The 15,511-nt window shown below is 57.5% G+C and carries 18 protein-coding genes; 14 read left to right on the top strand and 4 right to left on the bottom strand.

Translation table 11 applies throughout. The features are described 5' to 3' along the window. Window positions 1-1,081: putative sulfate exporter family transporter (locus QVO43_RS02005; RefSeq protein WP_288174333.1), on the top strand; the 1,081-nt coding region annotated here is incomplete at its 5' end. Window positions 1,082-1,111: 30 nt separating this feature from the next. Beyond that, complete coding sequence (locus QVO43_RS02000) at window positions 1,112-1,333, top strand: hypothetical protein (protein ID WP_022486940.1); 222 nt, start codon at window positions 1,112-1,114, stop codon at window positions 1,331-1,333. 35 nt (window positions 1,334-1,368) lie between these two features. Here the strand turns inward: QVO43_RS02000 and sdaAA are convergent, their stop codons facing one another. The 3 genes from sdaAA to QVO43_RS01985 form a co-directional block, all read right to left on the bottom strand. Then, the gene (sdaAA, locus tag QVO43_RS01995; protein ID WP_022486939.1) at window positions 1,369-2,253 is read right to left on the bottom strand and encodes an L-serine ammonia-lyase, iron-sulfur-dependent, subunit alpha; all 885 of its coding nucleotides are present in this window, start codon (window positions 2,251-2,253) and stop codon (window positions 1,369-1,371) included. A 10-nt stretch (window positions 2,254-2,263) separates the two neighbouring features. Continuing rightward, a complete protein-coding gene (sdaAB, locus tag QVO43_RS01990) occupies window positions 2,264-2,929 on the bottom strand; it encodes an L-serine ammonia-lyase, iron-sulfur-dependent subunit beta (protein ID WP_022486938.1) in 666 nt (221 codons plus the stop codon). A 208-nt stretch (window positions 2,930-3,137) separates the two neighbouring features. After that, window positions 3,138-4,328: a dicarboxylate/amino acid:cation symporter gene (locus QVO43_RS01985; protein WP_022486937.1), complete on the bottom strand. Its 1,191-nt coding sequence runs from the start codon at window positions 4,326-4,328 to the stop codon at window positions 3,138-3,140. Between the two features lie 166 nt (window positions 4,329-4,494). On the opposite strand from QVO43_RS01985, the gene QVO43_RS01980 reads away from it, so the two are divergent. The 11 genes from QVO43_RS01980 (at window position 4,495) to QVO43_RS01930 (ending at window position 13,209) form a co-directional block, all read left to right on the top strand. Next, window positions 4,495-5,454: a LysR family transcriptional regulator gene (locus QVO43_RS01980; protein ID WP_022486936.1), complete on the top strand. Its 960-nt coding sequence runs from the start codon at window positions 4,495-4,497 to the stop codon at window positions 5,452-5,454. A gap of 57 nt (window positions 5,455-5,511) precedes the next feature. Beyond that, on the top strand, window positions 5,512-5,718 hold the full coding sequence (rpmE, locus tag QVO43_RS01975) for a 50S ribosomal protein L31 (protein ID WP_012937812.1): 207 nt from the start codon (window positions 5,512-5,514) through the stop codon (window positions 5,716-5,718). 72 nt (window positions 5,719-5,790) lie between these two features. Beyond that, window positions 5,791-6,675, top strand: coding sequence for a DUF1385 domain-containing protein (locus tag QVO43_RS01970; protein WP_022486935.1), 885 nt, complete (start codon window positions 5,791-5,793; stop codon window positions 6,673-6,675). Between the two features lie 12 nt (window positions 6,676-6,687). Further along, window positions 6,688-7,764, top strand: coding sequence for a peptide chain release factor 1 (prfA, locus tag QVO43_RS01965; protein ID WP_022486934.1), 1,077 nt, complete (start codon window positions 6,688-6,690; stop codon window positions 7,762-7,764). 1 nt (window position 7,765) lies between these two features. Continuing rightward, entirely contained in the window at window positions 7,766-8,674 is a 909-nt protein-coding gene (gene prmC / locus QVO43_RS01960; protein ID WP_022486933.1) for a peptide chain release factor N(5)-glutamine methyltransferase, read from the top strand. After that, entirely contained in the window at window positions 8,640-9,746 is a 1,107-nt protein-coding gene (locus tag QVO43_RS01955) for an L-threonylcarbamoyladenylate synthase (protein WP_022486932.1), read from the top strand. Before prmC ends, QVO43_RS01955 begins: the two co-directional genes overlap by 35 nt. A 67-nt stretch (window positions 9,747-9,813) precedes the next feature. Continuing rightward, entirely contained in the window at window positions 9,814-10,251 is a 438-nt protein-coding gene (rpiB, locus tag QVO43_RS01950; protein ID WP_022486931.1) for a ribose 5-phosphate isomerase B, read from the top strand. 9 nt (window positions 10,252-10,260) lie between these two features. Beyond that, entirely contained in the window at window positions 10,261-10,803 is a 543-nt protein-coding gene (locus QVO43_RS01945) for a TIGR01440 family protein (RefSeq protein WP_022486930.1), read from the top strand. 54 nt (window positions 10,804-10,857) lie between these two features. Further along, the gene (glyA, locus tag QVO43_RS01940) at window positions 10,858-12,105 is read left to right on the top strand and encodes a serine hydroxymethyltransferase (RefSeq protein ID WP_022486929.1); all 1,248 of its coding nucleotides are present in this window, start codon (window positions 10,858-10,860) and stop codon (window positions 12,103-12,105) included. Between the two features lie 21 nt (window positions 12,106-12,126). Further along, window positions 12,127-12,753 carry a uracil phosphoribosyltransferase gene (gene upp, locus QVO43_RS01935; RefSeq protein WP_022486928.1) on the top strand — a complete coding sequence of 209 codons (627 nt, stop codon included), beginning with the start codon at window positions 12,127-12,129 and terminating at the stop codon, window positions 12,751-12,753. Between the two features lie 3 nt (window positions 12,754-12,756). After that, window positions 12,757-13,209 carry a deoxycytidylate deaminase gene (locus QVO43_RS01930; protein ID WP_154487731.1) on the top strand — a complete coding sequence of 151 codons (453 nt, stop codon included), beginning with the start codon at window positions 12,757-12,759 and terminating at the stop codon, window positions 13,207-13,209. A gap of 152 nt (window positions 13,210-13,361) precedes the next feature. On the opposite strand, the gene fliB is transcribed toward QVO43_RS01930, so the two are convergent. Further along, complete coding sequence (gene fliB / locus QVO43_RS01925; RefSeq protein ID WP_022486926.1) at window positions 13,362-14,246, bottom strand: flagellin lysine-N-methylase; 885 nt, start codon at window positions 14,244-14,246, stop codon at window positions 13,362-13,364. 160 nt (window positions 14,247-14,406) lie between these two features. Between fliB and QVO43_RS01920 the strand changes: the two genes are divergently transcribed. Next, on the top strand, window positions 14,407-15,387 hold the full coding sequence (locus QVO43_RS01920) for a 4Fe-4S cluster-binding domain-containing protein (RefSeq protein ID WP_022486925.1): 981 nt from the start codon (window positions 14,407-14,409) through the stop codon (window positions 15,385-15,387). Window positions 15,388-15,511 lie beyond the last annotated feature (124 nt).

Raw genomic sequence — 15,511 nt, 5'->3', positions numbered from 1 at the left:
CTTCCACATCGGCTGGTCCCTGAGCCTGGGAGAACTGGGCTTTGTGTTCGCCCTGCTGGCCGGACTGGTAATCGGGAACTTCTTTCCCGGCCTGGCCAAATATCTCTCCCATGCAGGCAAACCGGAATGGTACATCAAGACCGGCATCGTGATCCTGGGAGCCAACATCGGGATCCAGGCCATCAGTGCCCTGGGTCTGGCCAGCACCGTAATCCTCCGGGGTTTGTGCGCCGTGGTGGAAGCCTACCTGATTTACTGGCCGGTGGTGTATTTTGTGGCCCGGAAATTCTTCAAGTTTACTCCGGAATGGGCCGCTCCCATGGCTTCCGGGATCTCCATCTGCGGGGTGGCCGCCGCCATTGCCACCGGCAGCGCCATCAAAGCCCGGCAGATCATCCCCACCATCCTGGCTTCCGTAATCATTGTGTTCGTGGCAGTGGAACTTTTGATCCTGCCCTTTGCCGCTGCCTATTTCCTGCCCGGGGATCCCATGGTGGCCGGCTCCTGGCTGGGTCTTGTGGTGAAAAGTGACGGAGGCGCCGTAGCTTCCGGGGCCATTGCGGACAGCCTGATCCGCAGCCGGGCCCTGGAACTGTTCGGGGTCCGGTACCAGGAAGGATGGATCCTCATGGCGGCCACCACTTCCAAAGTGTTCATCGACATTTTCATCGGAGTCTGGTCCTTTATCCTGGCGGTGGTCTGGTCCGTGTACCATCTGAATGATCCCAAGGCTGCTGCCGGCGGCGGAAAGGTATCCAAAAAGGAAATCTGGAACCGGTTCCCCAAATTCATCCTGGGCTTCGTCCTGGCTCTGGTGGGGATCTTCCTGGCGGGCTGGGCCCATCCCTCCATTGTGGCCGGGGCCAAAGCCGGTGCCGGTCAGGCCAACCTGCTCCGGGCGGTGTTCTTCGGCCTGTGCTTCTTCTCCATCGGCCTGGTGACCAATGTGCGGAAGCTGTGGAAAGCCGGCCTGGGCCGGGTGATCGGGGTCTATTCCGTAGCCCTGGCCGGGTTCATCATCTGGGTGGGCCTGGGCATCTCCTACATTTTCTATCACGGCATCCTGCCGCCTACCCTGTAAGATCTTTTTGTGAGAAAGAAGGGATATAATATGGAAAGCGAAATCCTTACCAACGTCCATTCCACCGCCGATCAGTATTATGAAAGACAGGTGGTCCGTCCCACCGGGGCCAAAGTCCATGCCGCCCAACTGGAGGCTGACGAAGAAGAATACTTCCCCCTCCAGCCCATAGAGAAAAAACTCTGCGCCTGGTCCCTGGGAGTGGGACTGACGTTGATGGCCGTGTTCATCGGGGTGTTTGAGAGAATATAAAAAAAGAGCTGTTGCATGCGCAACAGCTCCTTTTTTTATTCCTTCCCAAACACCTGCTCTTTCAATCTCTTCCCTGTCTTGGTGACGGCCAGGCCGCCGCCGGCGGTTTCTCTCAGGGAGGCGGGGAGAGCGCTGCCCACAGCCCGCATGGCTTCTACACATTCATCCACCGGGATACAGGAACGGATCCCGGCCAGGGCCATGTCCGCTGCAGAGAAGGCGATGACCACCCCGCTGGCGTTCCGCTTGATGCAGGGGATTTCCACCAGTCCGGCCACCGGATCACATACCAGGCCCAGCTGGTTGGCAATGGCCATGGCACAGGCGTCCGCCGCCATCTGGGGAGTGCCCCCGGCCAGTTCCACCAGGGCTGCCGCTGCCATGCCGGAAGCACTGCCGCATTCTGCCTGGCAGCCTCCCTGGGCCCCGGCGATGCAGGCGTTCTGGGCGATGACCATACCGAAAGCGCCGGCGGTGAAGATGGACATGATCACATTCTTCCGGTCCATGCCCTTTTCTTCCATCATGGTCAGGAGACAGCCAGGGAGGATGCCGCAGCTGCCGGCGGTGGGGGTGGCCACGATCCGGCCCATGGAGGCATTGCAGCCTGCTACGGACAGGGCCCGGGCAATGGCGTGGTCGATGATGGTGCCGGAGAGGCCGCCGTTGGTCCGGGCGGTGTAGTCGTTCATTTTCCAGCCTTCCCCGCCGGTGAGTCCGGAAGTGGACTTCTGGTCTTTCTTTTCTCCGAATTTCACCGCATCGATCATTACGTCCAGATCGGTGGACATCCGGTCGAATAGTTCTGCCTGGCTTTGTTCCATGGATTCCGCCTGGTCAGCCAGGACCAGTTCGCTGATTTTTTTGCCGCTTTTTTCTGCGGCTTCCACCAGTTCAGCAATGGATGTATAGGTAAACATGGTTTCCTCCTTAAATGGCACGGATCAGGATTACGTTGGTAACGTACTGGACGGAACGGATGGCGTCGATTACATCCGCCGGGGGCATCCCGTCCACTTCGATGGTCATCATGGCAATGCCGCCCTTGACGGGACGGGTGAGCCGGAAGCTGCCGATGTTGATGTCCTTGTGTTTCTGCCACATAATATTGGTTACAGCCGCAATGACCCCCGGCCGGTCGTAATGGGGCACCAGGATGGTATTCCGTTCCCCGGTGAAGTCCACCTTCATGCCGTCCACATAGTCCACCCGGATGTTGCCGCCGCCGATGCTGGCTCCCTGGACCGTGTGCTGGCTGCCGTCAGCACAGGTCACCTGGATCCGGGCGGTGTTGGGATGGGAATTGGGGATCTCCGTGGGGATGTAGGTGTAATGGATGCCTTTTTTGTCCGCAATGGAGAAGATGCTGCGGATCTCTTCAGAATAGCTGTGGTACCCCAGGATCCCGGCCAGCAGGGCCTTGTCCGTGCCGTGGCCTTTGTAGGTTTTGGCGAAGGAACCGGACAGTTCGATTTTAATGTCCTTGGGCTCGCTCTGGAGCAGCTTGTTGGCCACCCGTCCCAGACGGACGGCACCGGCAGTGTGGGAACTGGAAGGACCGATCATCACCGGCCCGATAATATCGAAAATGTTCATGATGAACCTCCTGAAAGTGAAATAAAAAAACGTTCCATTCTCTCTGTCTGACCGGAACCGGACGCAGGGAGCAGGCTGTCAGGGAAATCCGGTAAAACAGGAAGGATTGTCGGATGTTTCCCTGACAGCATACCCATGGTGCCTGAATCTTGTCAAGCAGACAACTGCAGAAGGGGATCAGATGGAGATGGAACGCTTTTGACGGAAATTATTTTTTGATCCAGGTTTTGTAGATTTTGTCCACCACTACGGCGATGGCATTGTCCCCGGATACGTTGCAGGCGGTCCCGAAGGAATCCTGGGTAATGTACAGGGCAACCATCAGGGCGCAGATGGGGCCGTTGGGGTCGCCCTGTTCTTTCCCGAAGATCATCCACAGGAAGGGCAGGGCCGTCATGATGGAACCGCCGGGAGCACCCGGAGAAGCCACCATGGCAACCCCCAGGGTCATGATGAAGGGAATGACCGTGCCCAGGTGGATGGGGATCTGGTACATAAGGCAGACCGCCGTGGCACAAGCAGTAATGGTGATCATGGAACCGCACATATGGATGTTGGCGCACAGAGGGATCACGAAGTTGCGGATCTGTTCGCAGACGCCGTCAGCCTTGGAGCATTCCAGGTTGACCGGAATAGTGGCTGCGGAAGACTGGGTCCCCAGGGCGGTGGTATAGCCCGGGATCTGGTTCTTCATCAGGGTGAAGGGGTTTTTCCCGCTGAAGGAACCGGCAACCATGAACTGTACGAACAACAGAATCAGATGCATGGCGATGACCACCAGGAAAACTTTCCAGAGAACACTCAGGATCACGAAGGTCTTGCCGGAACGGGTCATGTCCACAAAGGTGCCGCAGATGTACAGCGGCAGGAAGGGAACAATGGCATGGGTCAGGACCTGGTCGATGATCTTGGAGAAATCTTTAAAGCAGTTGTACAGGGTATCCCCGATTTCCTTGCCCCGGAGGGAAGACAGGCACAGGCCCACGATGAAGGCCAGCACCACAGCAGAGATGGTGTCCAGGATGGGCGGAATGGAAATGGAGAAGAAGGGCGGCAGGCTCTTGCCGGCAGTCTTGGCCAGTTCTTCCAGCACCCCGGCGCTGATGAAGGACGGGAACAGGGTGTCTGCTACGGTAAAGGAGAAGGTCCCGCCAATCAGGGTGGAACCGTAGGCGATAATGGCGGTAATCAGGAGCAGCTTGCCTGCGCCCTGGCTCAGATCTGCGATGCCCATGGTCACATAGGCCAGAATCATCAAAGGAATGACGAATTTCAGGAAATTGCTGAAGATGCCGGAAAGAGTAACGACGGTACGGCAGACATCTTCCGGCAGATACTGCCCAATAAGGATACCAATGATAATGGCGATGATGATTTTTGGTACAAGACCGAGTTTCATGAAAACTAACCTCCCCTGAACTTGACAAACCGCTTCCCGCCGGCTGGGAAGCTTGCGTTTGACTTTTCTGTTTATTCAGTGTACTATGGTTGTACTCATAAAGCAAATTAATAAACTCGATTTAATCGATGAAAATTTTTAATAACAACAAGGGGCTGTTGACAAAATGGAACTAAGAGAATTAAAAAGCTTTCTGAAAATTATGGAACTGGAAAGTTTCTCCCGGGCGGCGAAGGAACTGGGGTACTCACAGTCCGCCCTCAGTGTACAAATTCATTCTCTGGAAAATGAGCTGGGGGTCCGTCTTTTTGACCGGCTGGGCAAGCAGGTAACTCTGACTCCTCCTGGCAGGCAGCTGGCCCGGCGGGTACTGCCCATTCTCCAGGAGGTGGAGGAACTGGAGAATGTGATGCACAACCGGCCGCCGGCAGAAGCCCTGCGGATCGGCATGATCGAAAGCCTGTGCAAGGCCCACATGCCCCAGGTGATGGATTACGTATGCCGGAACCTGCCCCAGCTCCATATCACCATCACCATCGATTCGCCCAGTGTGCTGCTGGACGCCCTGAACCACAACAAGGTGGATCTGGTGTATGTACTGGACAAGCCTTTATATGATGGAAAATGGGAAAAGGTTTTCCAGAAACAGGAGAATATTGTGTTTGTGTGTTCTGTGGATTCTCCGCTGGCCCGGGAAAAAGACCTGAAACTGGACCAGGTGATCCGCCAACCCTTTTTCCTGACGGAAAAGGCAGACAACTACCGGCTGAGCCTGGACCAGCAGCTGGCGGCCCGGCAGCTGGCCCTGAACCCTATATTGGAAGTCAGCGATACCGGATTCATCCTGGATATGGTCCAGCGGGGACTGGGCCTGTCCTTCCTGCCCCAGTACGTGGTGGAAAACAGCCCCTACCGGGACCGGCTGCAGATCCTCCAGGTGAAGGATTTCCACATGCACATGTACCGGCAGCTGTTCTACCACAAGGACAAATGGCTGACCCAGGCCATGAAAGTGTTCCTCCGGCTGGCACTCCGGGAGAATCCTCCGGACAAAGGGGAGAACCCCCCGGATTTTTCCTGGAATAGGGAGAAGGACTCTTGCACGGACAAGGGGAGTATGATATAATTGTCAAGCGTTAATGTCGGGATATATTAATGCAATTTCAGAAAGAGGTGTTTCATAATGAAAAAGGGTATCCATCCTAACTACGGTGAATGCACCGTGATTTGTGGCTGTGGGAATACATTCAAAACTGGCAGTGTGAAAAAGGAACTGCGGGTGGACGTTTGCTCCAAATGCCATCCTTTCTTCACTGGTAAGCAGCGTGATATGTCTGCCAGAGGCCGGATCGAAAAATTCAACAAACGGTACGGCAAAGACGCAAAATAAAAAATGCGCTTGAACAGGGAGTGACTTGCAGACATTGCAGCACTCCTTTTCTTGTATCCAGGGAGTCATGGTATGACCAAAAAATTAAGTGTCGGTGGCCAGGCGGTCATCGAAGGAGTGATGATGCGGGGACCGGGGAAGATTGCCGTAGCGGTGCGCAAACCCAACGGAGAGATTACCGTGGACCTGAAGCCTGCAGGAAGCATCAGCGACCGGTATCCCATCCTGAAGAAGCCCTTCCTCCGGGGGGTGGTTTCCCTGGTGGAATCCCTGGGGTACGGCATGAAGGCTCTGTCTTTTTCCGCCCAGGTATCCGGGGACGAAGAGGACGGGGAAGAATCCATGAGCAGCCTGGAAATGGCAGGGACCATGGCGGTTTCCATCGGACTGGCGGTGCTGCTGTTCGTGGTGCTGCCCACCGGGGCCATGAAGCTGCTCCAGAACCAGGGAGTGGGGCCCATGGTCCTGAACCTGTGCGAAGGGCTTATGCGGCTGGCCATTTTCCTCCTGTACATCTGGGGGATTTCCCGGCAGAAAGACATCCAGCGGGTGTTCCAGTACCATGGGGCGGAGCACAAGACCATCTATACCTATGAACACGGGCTGCCTCTGCGGGTGGAGAACGTACGGCCCTTTTCCACTCTCCATCCCCGGTGCGGCACCAATTTCCTGATGATTGTCATGCTCATCGGGATCTTCATCTTTGCCTTTCTGGGCTGGCCCAGCCTGTGGGAGCGGATCCTGTCCCGGATCCTCCTGATGCCGGTGGTGGCCGGGATCAGCTACGAAATCATCCGGTTTGCAGGAAAGCATATGGACAAGGCCTGGGTACGGGCCGCCATACTGCCGGGGCTGGCCCTCCAGAAACTGACCACCCGGCAGCCGGACGACGACCAGATCGAAGTGGCCATCGCTTCCCTGAAAGCGGTGCTGCCGCCGGAAGAAATCATTGAATGACGGGGAACGCCTATGTTTGAGAATTTGGATAAACTCCAGGACCTGGAAGACCGGTACCTGGACCTGGAAGCCAAGATCAGCGATCCGGAAGTGATCGCCCGGCAGGAGGAGTGGCTGAAATACACCAAGGCCCATTCCAAACTGACGGAGATCGTCACGGTGTACCGGGACTACAAAAAACTGGTGGACACCTGGAAGGACGATGAAGCCATTGTCAAAGCCAGGGAAGACCAGGAACTCACCGCCATGGCGGAAGAGGAAATGAAGGAACTCCAGCCTCAGCTGGAGGCCTATGAGGAAAAACTGACCCTGCTGCTTTTGCCCAAGGATCCCAACGATGAAAAGAACATCATCATGGAGATCCGGGCGGGAGCCGGGGGAGACGAAGCGGCCCTGTTTGCCGGGGACCTGTTCCGGATGTACACCCGGTATGCAGAACAGAAAGGCTGGAAGGTGGAACTGATGGATTCCAGTCCCACTGGCCTGGGGGGCTTCAAGGAAGTGGTGTTCATGGTGTCCGGCACCGATGTGTACAGCCACATGAAGTTTGAAAGCGGGGTCCACCGGGTCCAGCGGGTGCCGGATACGGAATCCCAGGGCCGGGTCCACACCTCCACGGTGACCGTGGCGGTGATGCCGGAAGCCCAGGAAGTGGATATCGAACTGAACCCGGCGGATATCCGGGTGGATACCTATCGGGCCGGAGGGGCCGGGGGCCAGTACGTGAACAAAACCGAATCCGCCGTCCGGATGACTCACATCCCCACCGGGATCGTGGCCCAGTGCCAGGACGAAAAATCCCAGGCCAAGAACCGGGAAAAGTGCCTGCGGGTGCTCCGGTCCCGGATCCTGGAAGCGGAACAGGAAAAACAGCGGGCGGCCACCGCGGCGGAACGGAAAAGCCAGGTGGGCACCGGAGACCGGAGTGAACGGATCCGGACCTACAACTATCCCCAGGGCCGGGTCACCGACCACCGGATCGGGCTCACCCTCCACAAGCTGCCGGACATCATCAACGGGGACCTGGATGAACTCCTGGATGCCCTGATGATGGCGGAACAGGCCAAGAAACTCCAGCAGGTGAAATAAGATGCAGGAACAAAGAACCGTTTGGACCATATTGAAAATCCTTCAGTGGACTCAGCAGTACTTCAGCTCCAAAGGCGTGGAAAATCCGCGCCTGGATGCGGAAGTGCTGCTTTGTGCTGTGCTGGACAAAAGCCGGATCCAGCTGTACACCAATTTCGATGAGCCCCTGGAAGAACAGGAACTGAAACAGTACCGGAGCTATGTGGCCCGGCGGGCGGCCCGGGAGCCGGTGGCCTATATTCTGGGACACAAAGGGTTCCTCCAGTATGATTTCAAGGTGACCCAGGACACCCTGATTCCCCGTCCGGAAACGGAGCTTCTGGTGGAACAGCTGGTGAGCCTGACCAAAGACCGGGGTCCGTTACGGATCCTGGATCTGGGCTGCGGCAGCGGGGCCATTGTCGATTCCCTGCTGGCAGAACTGCCGGAGGCTCATGGCACCGGGGTGGACATCAGCCCGGGAGCCGTGGAAGTGACCCGGGAAAACGCCCGGAGCCTGGGGGTGGAGGACCGGCTGGATACGGTGGTGTCCAACCTGTATGAAAAGGTCCCGAAGGAACCGAAGTTCCAGGTACTGGTCTCCAACCCGCCCTACATCCCGGAAGGGGATCTGGCCGGGCTCCAGGCGGAAGTCCACCGGGAACCCCGGCGGGCCCTGGATGGGGGCCGGGATGGCCTGGACTTTTACCGGCGGATCCTGAAGGATATCTGGGAGTATCTGGATCCCCAGGGCCTGGCGGCCTTCGAGATCGGCCAGGACCAGGGAGAGGACGTGGCCCGGCTGTGCCGGGAAGCGGGCCTGGATTGTGTGAAAGTACGGAAAGATTACGGGGACAAGGACCGGATGGTCTTTGCCGCCAAAGGGGGTTCTGTCTATGGAAACGCAGTGCTGGAAATTAAAGAACGATGAACCGCTGGATTCCCAGCTGGAACCGGCGGCTGCCCTGCTCCGGCAGGGAGAAGTGGTGGCCTTTCCCACGGAAACCGTGTACGGCCTGGGGGCGGACGGGCTGAACGGAGAGGCCTGCCGGAAAATCTTTGCCGCCAAGGGACGTCCGGCGGACAATCCCCTGATCCTCCACATCAGCGAAATGGAAGAGATCCGGCCCCTTACGTCCGGGCTTTCCCCCATGGCGGAAAAACTCATGGCTGCCTTCTGGCCCGGACCCATGACCCTCATTGTGCCCAAGTCGGAGATCATCCCGGATGTGGTCACTGCCGGTCAGGAGACGGTGGCGGTCCGGTTCCCCAGCAATCCTGTGGCCCGGGCCCTGATCCGGCTTACCGGACGGCCTCTGGCGGCTCCTTCCGCCAACAAATCCGGGAAGCCCAGCCCCACCAACGCCCAGGATGTGCTCCAGGACATGGAGGGCATCATCGGAGGAGTGGTGGACGGAGGCCCCTGTGACATCGGGGTGGAAAGCACCATCATCGACACTACCGGGAAAGAACCGGTGATCCTCCGTCCCGGGGGCATCACCGAAGAGATGATCCAGCAGGTGATGGGGGCCGTGGAACTGGACCCGGGACTGGTGAGCCCGGACCAGAAGCCCAAGGCTCCGGGAATGAAGTACCGCCATTATGCGCCCAAGGCCCCCATGGTGCTCATCGAAGGACCGGATGCGGGAGCAGGGGTGATCCGGGCGGCCATTATGGGGGAAGCCTGGGGACTGAAAGTGGGGGTGCTGGCCCTGGACGAAACGGTCCAACACCTGCCCCATACGCCCCATCTGGTGATCTGTGATGCCGGAAAGGATCTGAAGGATCTGGCAGAGAACCTGTACACGGAACTCCGGGAATTCGACCGGCAGCAGGTGGACATCATCCTGGGAGAAGGGGTCTCCACCCAGGGACTGGGCCTTGCCATCATGAACCGGATGCGGAAAAGCGCCGGTCACAACATCCTGGTCTACGACCGGGGGCTGTACAAAAAACAGAGCGGCCAGGTGCCGGAGTTTTTACAGGGAATGGTAATAGAATAACAGGTGTGTTACAATAAATATGATATGCGGCGAACGCATTTTACTTTGGAGTAGGGAGGCAAAACTTATGAAAATCATGATCGGCTGTGACCACGGCGGTTTTGAATTGAAGGAAGTTTTGAAGAAATATCTGGCGGACAAGGGCTATGAAGTGGAAGATGCAGGGGCTTACACCCCGGACCGGGTGGACTATCCGGACTACGCCAAGAAGGTGGGCGAAGGGGTGGCTGCCGGCAAGGCGGACCAGGGCATCCTGATCTGCGGCACCGGCTTGGGCATGTCCATTGCCGCCAACAAGATCCACGGCATCCGGGCCGCGGTGTGCGGAGACTGCTACAGCGCGGAAAAGGCCCGGGAACACAACAATGCCAATATCCTCTGCCTGGGGGCCCGGGTGCTGGGCACCGGCCTGGCGGAACAGATCGTGGATGCCTATCTGGGGGCTTCCTTCCTGGGCAGCTACCATACCCAACGGGTACAGAAGATCATGGACCTGGAGAAATAAGGTGAGACCATGAATCTGGAGGCACTTGCACAGGAAATCGAGGAAGATGCGGAAGAACTGATCGGTGTGGCCAAGGGCAGAGCCGGTCAGGTACTGGTGGTGGGCTGCAGCAGCAGCGAGGTGCTGGGAAACAAAATCGGCACCGGTGGTTCCATGAAAGTGGCCAAGGTGCTCTACACCACCCTCCGGAAAGTGTGCCGGAAACACAAGATGATCCTGGCCGCCCAGTGCTGCGAACATCTGAACCGGGCCCTGGTGGTGGACCAGAAGGCCATGGAGAAATTCGGCTGGCAGCAGGTGACGGTCCGTCCCATCGAACATGCCGGCGGGGCTTTTGCAGCCACGGCCTACAATGAACTGAAGAACCCGGTGGTGGTGGAAGAAATCCAGGCGGACATGGGGCTGGATATCGGCCAGACCCTGATCGGCATGCACCTGAAACGGGTGGCGGTGCCGGTGCGTCTGTCCCGGAAAAAACTGGGGAATGCGGTACTGACGGCAGCACGGACCCGGCCGCCTCTCATCGGTGGGGAACGGGCTGTGTACAAATAAGCGGAAGACCCTGAAAAGAGCCGATCCGTATCAATCCAGCGAGGAGAAAACGAGATGAACAACCAGAAACTGGGCCTGGCAGATCCCCAGGTGGCGGCGGCCATCGGGGAGGAACTGGGCCGGCAGCGTCACAAAATCGAACTGATTGCTTCGGAAAACTTTGTGTCCCCGGCGGTAATGGAAGCCATGGGGACCGTCCTCACCAACAAGTACGCGGAAGGGTATCCCGGCCACCGGTATTACGGGGGCTGTGAATACGTGGACAAGGTGGAAGAACTGGCCCGTCAGAGAGCCTGTGAGCTGTTCGGGGCGGAACACGCCAATGTGCAGCCTCACTGCGGGGCCAATGCCAACCTGGCCGCCTTCTTTGCCTTTGTCCAGCCGGGAGACACGGTGATGGGCATGAATCTGTCCGAAGGGGGCCATCTGTCCCACGGATCCCCGGTGAACATCTCCGGGAAGTATTTCCACATCGTCCCTTACGGAGTGGATCCTGAAACAGAACGGATCGACTATGACAAGCTGGAAAAAATCGCGGAAGAATGCCGACCCAAAATGATCATCGGCGGGGCCAGTGCCTATCCCCGGATCATCGATTTCGAACGGATGGCGGCCATCGCCCACAAGGTGGGGGCCTTCCTGATGATCGACATGGCACACATTGCCGGTCTGGTGGCGGCAGGACTCCATCCCAGCCCGGTGCCCTATGCGGATGTGGTGACCACCACCACCCACAAGACGCTTCGGGGACCCCGGGGCGGCATGATCCTGTGCCCGGAAAAATACGCCAAACAGATCGACAAGGCGGTGTTCCCCGGCACCCAGGGCGGCCCTCTCATGCACATCATCGCCGCCAAGGCAGTGGCTCTGGGCGAAGCCCTGAAACCGGAATTCAAGGATTACCAGAAACAGATCATCAAAAATGCCGCTGCCCTGGCGGAAGAACTGACCAAACAGGGTCTGCGGCTGGTTTCCGGCGGTACGGACAACCATCTGGTACTGGTGGATACCCGGTCCAAAGGCCTTACCGGCAAGGACGCGGAACACATGCTGGATGCCATCGGCATCACCTGCAACAAGAACACCATCCCCAACGACCCGGCCAGCCCCTTTGTGACCAGCGGCATCCGTCTGGGTGCGCCGGCTGCCACCACCCGGGGATTCCTGGAAGAAGACTTCCGGGAAGTGGCCCGGATCATCGGCCTGGTGCTCAGCAATCCTGGGAAAGAAGAAGCTCAGAAAGAAGCCGCTGCCCGGGTGGCTGCCCTGTGTGAAAAATACCCTCTCTATCCGAATCTGTAATTGGGAAAGGAACCTGAAACCATGCAAATCCATGTTGTGAACCATCCTCTGATCAAAGAAAAAATGACCCACTTGCGTGACAAAAAGACGGCTCCCCGGAATTTCCGCCGGTTGCTGGATGAAATCGCCCAGCTGCTGCTGTTCGAAGTGACCCGGGACCTGCCCATCCGGGAAGTGCCGGTGACCACTCCCATTGCGGAAACCACCGGGTATGCCTTGGACATCACCGGTATCACCGTGGTGCCCATCCTCCGGGCGGGGCTGGGATTCCTGGATGCAGTGCTGGACCTGATCCCGGAAGCACGGGTGGGGCATATCGGCCTGACCCGGGATGAAAAGACTCTGGAGCCCATCAAATATTACTGCAAGATCCCCAAGGACAAGGATGCGGAAATCATCCTCATCGACCCCATGCTGGCCACCGGCGGCAGTGCCGCTGCAGCCCTGTCCATGCTGAAGGCCGATGGCTACAAGCACTTCCGGTTCATGTGCCTGGTGGCCGCTCCGGAAGGGGTGGAACTGGTGAACAAACTGCACCCGGATGTGCCCATCTATACAGCGGCCCTGGATGATCATCTCAATGAGCACGGGTACATTGTGCCCGGGCTGGGGGATGCCGGGGACCGGGTGTTCGGGACGGTGGAATAAGGTATGGACAGACCTGACTGGGACAGTTATTTCATGGAAATCGCGGAAGTGGTTTCCAAACGGTCCACCTGCCTGCGGAGAAAGGTGGGGGCCGTGCTGGTGAAGGACCGGCAGATCCTGGCCACCGGGTACAACGGGACTCCAAAGGGGCTGCCCCACTGTGAAGTGGTGGGATGCCTCCGGGAAAAGCTCCATGTGCCCAGCGGTCAGAACCATGAGCTGTGCCGGGGCATCCATGCAGAGCAGAACGCGGTGATCCAGGCGGCGGTGAACGGGGTATCCACCCTGGGCGCCACCTTGTACTGCACCCATCAGCCCTGTGTGGTGTGTTCCAAGATCCTGATCAACGCCGGGATCAAGCGGATTGTCTACGCCAATCCCTACCCGGACAAACTGGCACAGGAAATGCTCCACGCGGATACTTCCCTGGAGCTGGAAGAGTTTCATAAGAAGTGAAGGGGGGCTTTGCCCCGGTCACTAGTCTCTAGTCTCCAGCCGCGAGACTCACGACTCGAGACCTCAAAAGGGGCTGTTGCACATGCAACAGCCCCTCTTTTATTCTGGAACCTGCCAAACGCAGGTTCCTTCCATTGGCTAGTGACTAGTGACTAGTGACTGATTTTATTGCCCCAAAGGGACAATAAAATCCCCACATTTTCCGTATCATACTCGATTTGCTCGGACCAGCGGCGGGGGGCTTCCAGCAGGTCTCCGGTGCGGGCGGCCTGGAGCAGGATAAACTGGGTGCTCTTTTGGGCGTAACGGGCCAGGATATCCATGCCGTAAGAGGCTTCCTTGTCCAGCTGCCGATAGAAAATGTACTGGTACAGACGGTCGAAGAAGAGCAGGGGAGCATTCTCCGCAAAAGTATGGTACCGGTCCAGGGCCCCCTCCAGGTCCCTTTCAATTTTTTGGAGGTCCCGGGTCCAGGCTTGGTCGATGGGCTCTGTGGCGGAAAGTTCCCGGATCATTACTTCCAGCTCTTTCCGGGTCAGATCCGGAGAAAAATGGAGCTTTGCTTCCGGCAGGTCCTCCAGCCCCATTTCTTCCAGCAGTTCCGGAAAGGTGAAAACATCTCCGGTTTCTTCCTGGGTAAAGTGGAGGGGCCCCGGCAGCGCCACCATGACCTCGCAGGTCTTCTCACAGCACAGGCCGGTGCCGCAGAGAATGTATTCATACACATAGGTGAAGAACCGGGGATGGACGGTGCAGATATCGCAAAGGGCGTCTTCCCCCAGTTCCTTGATCACCCGGCACAGTCCGTCCGGATCCAGCAGATGGCAGTATCCCTGGGGATTCAGCCGGAAATGCCAGGTGCCGTCTTCCCGGACCATGGACCGGCGCAGGTCGTCCCCCAGCTTTCCGGGCAGTTGCCGGTAGTATTCCGCCGTGTCTTCATCGATGTCGATTTCCCACACCTGGCAGCAGGTATGGCGGCAGGACCCTCCTTTGCAGGCAAAATCGTTGAACCCTTCCGGGATGATGGAAATCATGGAAACCCCTCCTTTTGACATGACATCATTATAACACGGAAGTTTTGCTGAAAAAATTGGAACACTTTCACAGTTTATGGTAAAATATAAGCTAGGTTTGTGTGTGATTTTAGCGTGCGGCTCCTGGGAGAGCTGCAAAAGAAGTTCGAGGGGATTGACCATGATCAAGAGAGAAAAAACCGCAGTGGAAGCAGCCAGACACCCGTACAAGACCCGCAACGGCGGGGCCACGGTCACTGTTTTTGTGCCTTATGACTGCCGGAACCACTGCCCGTTCTGTGTGAATAAAGAAGAGTATGCCGATATGACGGGATTTTCCCTGGAGGCCATCTGTGAAAGCATCCGGAAAATGGATGCCCTGACTCCTTACTGCGACTTTGTCTTTACCGGAGGGGAGCCCCTGGCCAACCTGAAAAGTCTCCAGGTGATGCTGGACCAGGTGTCCGATACCCATAAAGTGTACATCAACACCACCCTGCCGGTAAGCCGGGAACAGAGCGAAGAGGAAGTGCTGGCCTTCCTGGAGAAGAATGCCGGGAAAATCACCTGCCTCAATATCAGCCGGCACATGCAGCACTATGTGGAGGAATCCAATGACGGACTCCTGGCCCGGCTGCCGGTCCGGTTCCGGATCAACTGCGTCCTGTACAAGAAGTATCCCAAGGATCAGCTGATTCCCTTTATGGAACGGTTCCGGAAGGTCCACGCCCCTTCCATCCAGTTCCGGTTCGACTATACGGAGACCACCCCGGAAAACCTGTATGACGAACCCCATGACCAGATTCTCCGGGACCTGAAGCAGGTGGCCTGTTACACCGGTCTGGACGGCTGCCGGATGCGCTGCGGGTTCCATTTCAAATACAAGGATCTGGAGCTGGTGTACCACAAGACCCTGCCCTACAGCACCATTGTGGAAAAGGATCCGGCAGACGGGGAAACCTATGCCATCCTGTACGATATCCTGATCAAGCAGAATGGACGGATCGATTCGGACTGGGATGGCACGGTAATGGATCTGGACGCCTACGCCCGGTGCAAGTTCGAGCCCTACGATCTGAAATGGCTGGAACGGGTGCCCGCCCGTCAGGTGGAAGAAGAGAAAGAAGAACTGTTGGGGGCCCAGCCCTGTACGGCAGTGTGAAAGAGGGGTGTTGCGCAGGCAACACCCCTTTGCTATAATGGGGAAAAATCCAAGAAGCATGGTAGGAAAGGAAGATTGTTATGAAACTTGACCAAGTGCGTGCCAAAATCGATGCCATCGATCC

The organism is Acidaminococcus sp. CAG:542 (assembly GCF_000437815.1).
In the GTDB taxonomy this organism is placed as follows: Bacteria; Bacillota; Negativicutes; order Acidaminococcales; family Acidaminococcaceae; genus Acidaminococcus.
The sequence above is the reverse complement of the archived record's forward strand: the minus strand, read 5'-3'. Positions and strand labels throughout refer to the sequence as shown.